Genomic DNA, 10,722 nt, shown 5'->3' with positions numbered 1-10,722 from the left:
CGTGAAGCACTGCGTGCCTCGCTGCAGCGCGCCGCGATCCTGTCCAACGAAAAGTACCGCGGTATCCGCGTGGAAGTCTCGCCGGGCAACCTCAAGATCAGCGCGCACAACCCGGAGCAGGAAGAAGCCCAGGAAGAGATCGAGGCCGATACCACGGTCAGCGATCTGGCCATCGGCTTCAATGTGAACTACCTGCTGGACGCGTTGTCGGCACTGCGCGATGAGTTCGTGGTGATCCAGCTGCGTGATTCGAACTCGTCGGCCCTGGTCCGCGAAGCCAGCAGCGAGAAGTCGCGTCATGTGGTGATGCCGCTGCGCCTGTGACCTGAGCGCTTGGTTCCACGTGGAACCGATGTTTTGAAGAAACCCGGCCTCGTGCCGGGTTTTTTTTTCAGCCTTCGAATGATCCATGTTCCACGTGGAGCATTGGCAATCATCATGGGGTGAACCCGAAACCGCGTCGACGTTGGCCAGGACGGCAGCGGTCGGTAATCAGAGTCGCACCGCTCGCGCTGAACTGCCTTGCTTCGCTAACACAAGCCTCAAAGGATCCGCACCGATTGCCAGCAGACCATCCTCTTCGAATCTCGCCCGATCCTGAAGCAGCTGCGTGTGGTTTCGCCTCGGCCTGATCCGCGGTCGGACGGCTCCTGATTCGCCCGCTGGATCACAGCTCTATGCTTTAAAAACTGTATATAAATCTAAAGCTAGGTGGTGGTGGTAGGGCCAGATTTGGTTGAAAAGTACCTTATCTAGTTGAAATATAAGGGTTAATTGACCTCGAAACCCCCTGTAAAAGAGGGTCTGGGCCTGGGGGTCATCCTGTGGATATCTTTCAGCCCTTCTAAAAGGGCACTTTTTATCCACAGCCGCTACAGTAGTTGTGCAGAAGCAATACATGACCCCTGTGGATAGCCAGCGGCAAAGGCGTTGAATCTCGTCAGATCTGGATATGCAGGCCTGGGTGGCCCGTCCAGATTTGAAGGATTTGCGCCCAAGCCGACGTTCGGCCTAGAAGAGCGATGCGTAAAACGCGCGCAATTTCTTCAAATCTGCACGGCACCCGCCCTGCTCGCGCCTCAGATTTCAAAGAATTCGGGGTGCCCAGAGCGGTCGCTGACAGACGCCCTTCCGGGCATAAGCCCCCAGTGCCGGCATATCGGCCCAAGTGCGGCGTTTGCATCGCCGGCCACGTGGAACCGGTCCGATGCAGTAAGCTGATCGATTCCCCCTACCCGACTGCCGCCTCGTGCGGCCTTGATCGACCGCATGCACATCCGCCGTTTGTCCCTGCACCAGGTTCGCCGCTTCGATCACGTGGAACTGGCGCCCCAACCGGGCATCAACCTGATTACCGGCGACAACGGGGCGGGCAAAACCAGCGTGCTGGAAGCCTTGCATGTCATGGCGTACGGGCGCAGCTTCCGCGGACGGGTGCGCGATGGCCTGGTGCGGCAAGGGCAGGAGGCTTTGGAGGTGTTCGTCGAGTGGGACGAGCAGCGCGAAGGCGCGCCAAGTTCCACGCGGCGTAAAGCAGGACTGCGCCACAGCGGCCAGGACTGGAAAGGTCGCTTGGATGGCGAGGATGTTGCCCAGCTCGGCAATCTTTGCGCTGCGCTGGCGGTGGTGACGTTCGAGCCGGGCAGCCACGCATTGGTCAGCGGTGGCGGTGAACCGCGTCGGCGCTTCCTCGACTGGGGGTTGTTCCACGTGGAACCAGACTTCCTCTCCCTGTGGCGGCGCTACTCGCGTGCCCTCAAGCAGCGCAATGCGCTACTCAAGCAGGGCGGGCATCCCCACGCACTGGACGCCTGGGATCGAGAACTGGCCGAGGCCGGCGAACCGTTGACCACGCGTCGCCAGCATTACCTCGAACGCCTGCAGGACCGCACCATCGCCTTGGCCGAAGCGCTTGCGCCTAACCTCGATATCCAGTCGATGACGCTCAATCCGGGCTGGCGCAAGCAGGAACTGTCCCTGTCCGATGCGCTGCTGCTGGCGCGCGAACGCGACCGCATGGCCGGCTACACCTCGGTGGGTCCGCATCGCGCGGACTGGAGCGTGGGTTTTGCCACCATTCCCGGCCGTGACGCCCTGTCGCGCGGGCAGGCCAAGCTCACCGCCCTCACTTGCCTGCTCGCCCAAGCCGAGGATTACGCCGAACAGCGTGGGGAATGGCCGGTGATCGCGCTTGATGACCTGGCATCAGAACTCGACCGCACCCACCAGGCGCGGGTACTGGACCGATTGAAGGCAGGACCCGCGCAGATATTCATCACCGCCACCGAGATACCGGCAGCGCTTAACGACGCAACGCATATCACCCGGTTCCACGTGGAACATGGACAGGTCCAGCCTGTGCCATAGTGGGCTCCCGGAGGGCCACGGTGCCCGGCTGGTATAATTGCTGTTGCAACCCCTTATTACTCGGCGCCCCGCCTCACGGTGGCGGCCCGACCTGCGGAGCCTACGGCAAGCGCAATGACTGAAGAACAGAACACCCCGGCAAATAGCGGCAACTACGACGCCAACAGCATTACCGCCCTGGAAGGCCTGGAGGCGGTTCGCAAGCGTCCCGGTATGTATATCGGCGACGTCCATGACGGTACCGGTCTGCACCACATGGTGTTCGAGGTGGTCGACAACTCCATCGACGAAGCCTTGGCCGGCCACGCCGACGCCGTATCGGTGATCATCCACGCCGACGGTTCGGTCTCGGTGTCCGACAACGGGCGCGGCATCCCCACCGGCAAGCACGAGCAGATGAGCAAGAAGCTCGACCGCGAAGTCTCCGCGGCCGAAGTGGTGATGACCGTCCTGCACGCCGGCGGCAAGTTCGATGACAACAGCTACAAAGTCTCCGGCGGCCTGCATGGCGTCGGCGTCAGCGTGGTCAACGCCCTGTCGCAGAAGCTGGTCCTGGATATTTTCCAGGGCGGCTTCCATTACCAGCAGGAATTTGCCGATGGCGCCGCGGTCAATCCGCTGAAGCAGCTCGAAGCCAGCACCAAGCGCGGCACCACCCTGCGCTTCTGGCCGTCGGTAAAGGCGTTCCACGATAACGTCGAGTTCCACTACGACATCCTGGCCCGTCGCCTGCGTGAGCTGTCCTTCCTCAATTCCGGCGTCAAGATCGTCCTGGCCGACGAGCGTGGCGACGGCCGCCGCGACGACTTCCACTACGAAGGTGGTATCCGCAGCTTCGTGGAGCATCTGGCGCAGCTGAAGACCCCGCTGCACCCGAACGTGATCTCGGTAACCGGCGAATCCAACGGCATCACCGTGGATGTGGCGTTGCAGTGGACCGATTCCTACCAGGAAACGATGTACTGCTTTACCAACAACATCCCGCAGAAGGACGGCGGTACGCACCTGGCCGGCTTCCGCGGTGCGCTGACCCGCGTGCTCAACAACTACATCGAGCAGAACGGCATCGCCAAGCAGGCCAAGATCAACCTGACCGGCGATGACATGCGCGAAGGCATGATCGCGGTGCTGTCGGTGAAGGTGCCGGACCCGAGCTTCTCCAGTCAGACTAAGGAAAAGCTGGTCAGCTCCGACGTGCGCCCGGCCGTGGAAAGCGCGTTCGGCCAACGTCTGGAAGAGTTCCTGCAGGAAAACCCGAACGAAGCCAAGGCGATTGCCGGCAAGATCGTCGATGCCGCCCGTGCCCGCGAAGCCGCGCGCAAGGCGCGCGACCTGACCCGCCGCAAGGGCGCGCTGGATATCGCCGGCCTGCCGGGCAAGCTGGCCGATTGCCAGGAAAAGGATCCGGCGCTGTCCGAGCTGTTCATCGTCGAGGGTGACTCGGCAGGTGGCTCGGCAAAGCAGGGCCGCAACCGCAAGAACCAGGCGGTGCTGCCGCTGCGCGGCAAGATCCTCAACGTGGAACGCGCGCGTTTCGACCGCATGCTGGCCTCCGACCAGGTCGGTACGCTGATCACCGCGCTGGGCACCGGCATCGGTCGCGACGAGTACAACCCGGACAAGCTGCGCTACCACCGCATCATCATCATGACCGACGCCGACGTCGACGGCGCGCACATCCGTACGCTGCTGTTGACCTTCTTCTACCGTCAGATGCCGGAGTTGATCGAGCGCGGGCACATCTACATCGGCCTGCCGCCGCTGTACAAGATCAAGCAGGGCAAACAGGAGCAGTACCTCAAGGACGACCCGGCGCTGGATGCGTACCTGGCCAGCAGCGCGGTGGAAAACGCGTCGCTGATTCCGGCCGAAGGCGAGCCGGGCATCGAAGGCGTCGCCCTGGAGAAGCTGCTGCTTTCCTACGCCTCGGCGCAGGAAACCATCGCGCGCAACACCCATCGCTACGATCGCCAGGTGCTCGAAGCCCTGATCGATTTCACCCCGATGGACCTGGAGCACCTGCGCAAGGCCGGCGCAGACGAAGGTCTGGCCGCGCTGGCTACCCGCCTCAACAAGGGCAGCCTGGGCTCGCCGCGTTTCAGCCTGGAACTGCAGGAACCCACCGACGAGCGCCCGGCCGCACTGCTGGTCACGCGTCGCCACATGGGCGAACAGATGATCCAGGTGTTGCCGCTGGTGGCCTTCGAAACCGGCGAACTGCGTGCTCTGCACCAGTCCTCGCTGCTGCTGCACGGCCTGGTCCGCAACGGCGCCAAGATCAGCCGCGGCGCCAAGTCGGTGGAGATCGAAAGCTTCGCCGACGCGCGCAATTGGCTGCTCGATGAAGCCAAGAAGGGTCGCCAGATCCAGCGCTTCAAGGGCCTGGGCGAAATGAACCCGGAACAGCTGTGGGATACCACGGTGAACCCCGACACCCGCCGCCTGCTGCAGGTGCGCATCGAAGATGCGGTCGCTGCGGACCAGATCTTCAGCACCCTGATGGGCGATGTGGTCGAACCGCGTCGCGACTTCATCGAAGACAACGCGTTGAAGGTCGCCAACCTGGATATCTGACACAATCGAAGCAGTGCCGGCCGGTTGCGACCTGCAACCGTGCCGGCCATCGCCTTTCGATGCCAGGAATCCGATGTCCGCTACTGCCCCGGCGTCCACCACGCCTCCGCTGCCCCCTGCCTCAACCACCGCATCCGGCGGCAAGCCGCGATCGCCCGTCGCGGGTTTCTTCATCGACCTGGGCATCGCCATCGTGGCGTTGTTCGGGCTCAGCCTGCTTAGTGGGCTGATCTGGGGTCTGTACCGCGGCGCCGTCGTCGGCTCCGAAGCGGCACGTCAAGGCAACGCGATCGACGCCAGCGCCCTGGCCCAGCAACTGGGCCAACCCGGTGCCCTGGCGCAGATCGTCATGGCGCTGGTCGCCACCGGCGGCACTGCGCTGCTGCTGTATTTCCTGCGCCGCCGTGCTGATGCCGGCGAACGCAACGCCTCGCTGCAGGCCGCACGCCGTCCCTCCACCTGGGGCTGGACGCTGTTGGTCGCCACCGGCGTGGTGATCGGCAGCAACCTCATCGCCTATCTGGCCAAGCAGGCCGGAATCGAACCGGTGCCGACCAACCTGGCGCTGATGGAACAGGCCCTCACCCGCTTCCCGTGGTTCCTCGCGCTGTTTGCGGTTGTGCTTGCGCCGGCCTACGAAGAACTGCTGTTCCGTCGCGTCCTGTTCGGGCGCCTGTGGCAGGCCGGCCGCATGTGGCTGGGCATGCTGCTGAGCAGCCTGGCGTTCGCGCTCATCCATGAAATTCCCGGCACCAGCGCCAATGGCCCTTGGGAAATCGCCCAGTTGTGGCTGGTCTACGGCGGCATGGGCGCCGCGTTTGCGTGGTTGTACCAGCGCACCGGTACGCTATGGGCACCGATCRTGGCGCATGGACTCAACAACGCGATCGCGCTGGCTGCGCTGGTGTTCCTTGGCCTTCACTGAGCGTCGCGCCCGCTTGACGAAAATTTACATCCGGGCCCTACACACTGGGCACATGAACACGGGGGACCTGCGATGAAACCAGTGCTGTTCGGCGTTGCGCTTGCGGTGTTGGTCAGTGCCTGCGCCACCACCACCTCGCCCACCGGGCGCCGGCAGATGGTGGGCGGTGTGTCGCAGGCCGAACTCGACCAACTCGGCGCGCAGGCGTTTACCGAGACCAAGCAGAAGGAAACGATCAGCACCGATGGCCGCCAGAACGGCTATGTGCAGTGCGTGGTCAACGCGCTGGTTGCCCAGTTGCCGCCACAGTACCGTGGCGTACGGTGGGAGACGGCGGTGTTCGTCGACAAGGAACCCAATGCCTTTGCGCTGCCAGGCGGCAAGGTCGGGGTGAATACCGGCATCTTCACCGTGGCCAAGAACCAAGATCAGCTGGCGGCGGTGATCGGCCACGAGATCGGCCATGTCATCTCGCGGCACCACGAGGAACGACTGACCCGGCAGATGACAKCGAACACAGGGTTAGCCGTGGCAGGCCTCCTGGCCGGCGCGGCCGGCGGCGAAGGTGCGGCCAACACTGTCAATCAGTTTGGTGGCATGACCGCGCAGGCGGCCTTCCTGCTCCCCGGCTCCCGTGCCCAGGAAAACGAAGCCGACGTGGTCGGCCAACGGCTGATGGCCGAGGCCGGGTTCGACCCCGGCCAGGCGGTCAACCTGTGGCAGAACATGATGGCCGCCAGTGGCGGGCGCTCCCCGCAATGGCTGTCCACCCACCCGGACCCGGCCAACCGTATCCGCGAACTGCAGCGCGACGCGCCGGCCCTGGCCGGGGTGTACCAGCAGGCGCAGGCAGCGGGGCGGAAGCCGAAGTGCGGGTGATCAGCGCAAAAGATGCTGTATTGCAGCATCGGAAACGATTTCTCACGCCATCAGTTTCTGATACGTTTGGCGGCTCAGATTTTTCTGACAGTCCGTTTTGATGCCGCTGCGGCGGTTCGATCGAGGTGAAAGATGATTTTCAGCAATCACAAGCAAGCCGTCCTTTCCGTCCTCATCGCGACCGCCATTGGTGGCGCCGTGGTCACCGATGCCTTCGCCCAGTCCTCCCGCTCGTCCGAGCGTGGTGGCCGCAGCGGTGGCAACAAGCAGGCCAAGGCCGAGGCGCTCTACCCGAACGCGACCCGCCAGGAGCCGAACCTCAAGGCGTCGGCCAAGCTCGGCAGCAAGCTGCAGAAGCTGATTGACAGCTACAACGACCAGAAGTTCCCGGAAACCCGGGCCCTGGCCGATGAAATCCTGGCCAACCCCGCCGCCAACACCTACGACAAGTCGCTGGCCGCGCAGCTGGGCTCCCAGGCCGCCTACAACACCGACGACTCCGCTGCGGCCAAGAAGTACCTGCAGCAGGTGCTGGAATTCAACGGCCTGGAAAACAACGGCCACTTCCAGTCGATGCTGATGCTGGCCCAGCTGCAGTTGCAGGACAACGAGACCGCCGCGGGCCTGGCCACGCTGGACAAGTACCTGGCCGAAAGCAAGTCGACCAAGCCGGAAGAACTGGTCATCAAGGGCCAGGCGCTGTACCAGGCCGAGCGCTACGCCGATGCCATCCCGGTGCTGCAGCAGGCCATCGCCGGCTCGCCCGAGCCGAAGGACAACTGGAACCAGCTGTTGATGGCGGCCATGTCCGAAGCCGGCCAGACCGGTGAAGCGGTCAAGCAGGCCGAAGCGCTGGCCACCAAGAACCCGACCGACAAGAAGGCCCAGCTCAATCTGGCCAGCATGTACATGCAGGCTGACCAGATGGACAAGGCCGGCGCGGTGATGGGCAAGCTGTACACGGCYGGTCAGCTCACCGACGAACGTGAATACAAGCAGCTGTATTCGATCTATGCCAACACCGAGGGCAAAGAAAAGGACGTAATTGCCGTTATCAATGATGGGTTGCAGAAGGGCATCCTGAAGCCGGACTACCAGGTGTACCTGGCCCAGGCCCAGGCGTACTACTACTCCGACCCGCAACAGACGGACAAGGCCATCCAGGCGTGGCAGAACGCCGCCCCGCTTTCCAAGGACGGTGAAACCTACCTGAACCTGGCCAAGGTGCTGTATCAGGAAGGTCGTATTCCGCAGGCCAAGGAAGCGGCGCGCCAGGCGAAAGCCAAGGGCGTGAAGAACCCCAAGGATGCTGACAAAATCATCAACCTGAAGTAAGTGGGAATAACGCCTGAATGCCTGCCACAGTGATGCGCAGGCGCTCAGGATTGGTATAAGCTTGGAGGTTCCTGCGGTGTCATGCACCGCTGATCATGGGCTACCTGTCCCCGGGTATCCCGGCCCCACTAATGAGCTCTTGGCGCATGACGGAACAACTAGTCGTTCACAGGTACGAAYAACGCGATGACACCGGCTTCAGCTGGCCGCGGATCGTGGGTATCGCTTTTGTAATCGCACTGCATCTCACCGCCTTCATGATGCTTCTGATCCCCGCCGTGGCCCCCAAGGCTGCTGCGGAGAAGGAACGCAACATCATGGTGACCCTGGTCGACGCTCCGCCGCCGCCCCCACCGCCGCCGCCGCCGCCGCCGCCGACTGAAACGCCGCCGCCGCCGGTCAAGAACCTGTCGCCGCCGAAGCCGTCGCCGGTGCCGCCACCGCCGCAGGCTCCTGTGGTCGACGTGCCGGAACCGCGTGCGAACGACATCGTCACTCCTCCGAGCCCGCCGTCGCCGCCCGCGCCGCCGAGCACGATCGAGGCCAGTGTCGATATCTCCTCGAAGAACATGAACCCCCCGCGTTACCCGCCGGCTGCTTTCCGTGCAGGTATCCAGGGTGAAGTCATCCTGATCATTGATGTCGATGCCAATGGCAACGTCACCAATGTGTCGGTCGAACGGTCCAGCCGTAACCGTGACCTCGACCGCGCCGCAATGGAAGCAGCTCGCAAGTGGAGCTTCCGTTCTGCGGAGTCGGGCGGGAAGAAGGTCGCAGGTCGCGTTCGCGTCCCGGTCAACTTTGCGCTGAACTGATGGTTCGCGGTGGCCCGCCGGCCACCGTCCCGTCGGTTATTTGTAGCAACACCATTCATCACCACACACAACAAAGGTAAGCGTCATGCTGCAGGAACTCTTCATCGCCGCTGCTGCTGGGGGCAACCCGTCGAACGCCCTCTCGCAGATGGGCTTCGAGCACTTGATCCACGAAATGACCACCCAGCCGGGTGACTTCGCCGTCTCCTGGGTCGTGTTGCTGACCCTGATCGTCATGTCGGCCATGTCCTGGTACTGGACCGTCATCAACATCTTCCGTGCAACCCGCCTGAAGAGCGCGGCCGACAAGGTCGTGAGCCTGTTCTGGGATACCCCGAACGCGCAGGATGCCATCCGTGCCATGGAAGAACAGCCGGCTTCCGAGCCGTTCTCCAAGATCGCGCTCGACGCTGCCCAGGCAGCTGCCCACCACCAGCGTGCCGAAGGCGGCGCAACCGGTGGCCTGGGTGAGAACCTGAGCCGTTCGGAATTCGTCGATCGCGCCCTGCGTCAGGCCGTGACCCGCGAAAGCAACAACCTGCAGTCGGGCATGACCCTGCTGGCCACCGTCGGTGCAACCGCTCCGTTCGTCGGTCTGCTGGGTACCGTGTGGGGCATCTACGGCGCGCTGATCAAGATCGGTGCCACCGGTTCCGCCTCGATCGACGCCGTTGCCGGCCCGGTGGGTGAAGCACTGATCATGACCGCCATCGGTCTGTTCGTGGCTATCCCGGCCGTGTTCGCCTTCAACTTCTTCAGCAAGATCAACAGCGCCACGATCAGCAAGTTCGATACGTTCGCTCACGACCTGCACGACTTCTTCGCCACCGGTTCGCGCGTCCGCTAATTGCGACGCGCTTCACCGAGCGAGAACGTAGTCAACACGATCTAGACGGAGCCCGTTATGGCTTTCAGTAGTGGTAACAGCGGCGGCCCCATGGCCGACATCAACGTTACGCCCCTCGTGGACGTGATGCTGGTGCTGCTGATCATCTTCATCATCACGGCGCCTCTGATGTCCCACAAGGTCAAGGTGGATCTGCCGGAGGCCAACCTGGTGCAGAACCCGGAAGACGCTGAGAAGCGTTCGGGCCCGATCACCCTGGCAGTCAAGGAAGACGGCTCGATCTACTGGAACGACGAGGAAATCAACAAGCAGACCCTCGAGTCCCGCTTGTCGACCGCCGCCCAGCAGACTCCGCAGCCGCCCCTCAACCTGCGTGGTGACCGCACCACCAAGATGCGCGTCATCAACGAGATGACGAAGATCGCGCAGGAACAGGGCATGCTCGACGTTGGCTTCGTTGCCACCAAAGAGAAGGGGCAGTAAGCCATGGCGTTCAGTACTGGTGGTAATAAAGGCCCCATGGCCGACATCAACGTCACGCCCCTCGTGGACGTGATGCTGGTGCTGTTGATCATCTTCATCGTCACCGCGCCGATCATGACGTACCCGATCGCCGTGGACCTGCCGCAGCGCGTGCTCAACCCACCGCCGCAGCTGGTCGAGCCGCCGCCGCCGATCGAACTCAAGATCGACGCCAGCAACCAGGTCTCGTGGAACAACAGCCCGGTCGCGACCGGCGAGCTGCAGCAGCGGATGGAACAGGAGGTCCAGAAGGACCCGACGAACCAGCCGGAACTGCGCATCGACGCCAGCCCGGACTCCGAGTACGACGTGATGGCCAAGGTGTTGGCTGCCGCGAAGAATGCTCAGATGAAGAAGATCGGCTTCGTACAGCAGTAAACCGCACGACGCAGTCATGACGCGACTGGAAAACGCCCCTTGGAAGAGGGGCGTTTTTTTTTGCCCCGCCACTGGCCAAC

General features: G+C 63.1%; 9 protein-coding genes and 1 pseudogene. All 10 read left to right on the top strand.

Translation table 11 applies throughout. From position 1 onward, the window contains the following. Positions 1-324: pseudogene (locus ACXJKH_RS08625) on the top strand (DNA polymerase III subunit beta); the annotation flags it as partial. 945 nt (positions 325-1,269) lie between these two features. Continuing rightward, positions 1,270-2,367 carry a DNA replication/repair protein RecF gene (recF, locus tag ACXJKH_RS08620; protein ID WP_457319110.1) on the top strand — a complete coding sequence of 366 codons (1,098 nt, stop codon included), beginning with the start codon at positions 1,270-1,272 and terminating at the stop codon, positions 2,365-2,367. 114 nt (positions 2,368-2,481) lie between these two features. After that, positions 2,482-4,941, top strand: coding sequence for a DNA topoisomerase (ATP-hydrolyzing) subunit B (gyrB, locus tag ACXJKH_RS08615; RefSeq protein WP_256776083.1), 2,460 nt, complete (start codon positions 2,482-2,484; stop codon positions 4,939-4,941). 73 nt (positions 4,942-5,014) lie between these two features. Beyond that, positions 5,015-5,866, top strand: coding sequence for a CPBP family intramembrane glutamic endopeptidase (locus ACXJKH_RS08610; protein ID WP_457319109.1), 852 nt, complete (start codon positions 5,015-5,017; stop codon positions 5,864-5,866). Positions 5,867-5,938: 72 nt separating this feature from the next. Beyond that, entirely contained in the window at positions 5,939-6,745 is an 807-nt protein-coding gene (locus tag ACXJKH_RS08605) for a M48 family metallopeptidase (protein ID WP_457319108.1), read from the top strand. A 132-nt stretch (positions 6,746-6,877) separates the two neighbouring features. After that, positions 6,878-8,080 (top strand): tetratricopeptide repeat protein, encoded by a 1,203-nt coding sequence (locus ACXJKH_RS08600; protein ID WP_457319107.1) that lies wholly within the window; start codon positions 6,878-6,880, stop codon positions 8,078-8,080. A 146-nt stretch (positions 8,081-8,226) separates the two neighbouring features. Beyond that, the gene (locus tag ACXJKH_RS08595) at positions 8,227-8,895 is read left to right on the top strand and encodes an energy transducer TonB (RefSeq protein WP_457319106.1); all 669 of its coding nucleotides are present in this window, start codon (positions 8,227-8,229) and stop codon (positions 8,893-8,895) included. A gap of 85 nt (positions 8,896-8,980) precedes the next feature. Beyond that, complete coding sequence (exbB, locus tag ACXJKH_RS08590) at positions 8,981-9,742, top strand: TonB-system energizer ExbB (RefSeq protein ID WP_256776079.1); 762 nt, start codon at positions 8,981-8,983, stop codon at positions 9,740-9,742. Between the two features lie 57 nt (positions 9,743-9,799). After that, entirely contained in the window at positions 9,800-10,225 is a 426-nt protein-coding gene (locus ACXJKH_RS08585; protein WP_038691526.1) for an ExbD/TolR family protein, read from the top strand. A gap of 3 nt (positions 10,226-10,228) precedes the next feature. Beyond that, complete coding sequence (locus ACXJKH_RS08580; protein WP_038691524.1) at positions 10,229-10,642, top strand: ExbD/TolR family protein; 414 nt, start codon at positions 10,229-10,231, stop codon at positions 10,640-10,642. The last annotated feature ends 80 nt before the right edge of the window (positions 10,643-10,722 follow it).

It is taken from the genome of Stenotrophomonas sp. P5_B8 (genome assembly GCF_054049855.1).
The sequence above is the reverse complement of the archived record's forward strand: the minus strand, read 5'-3'. Positions and strand labels throughout refer to the sequence as shown.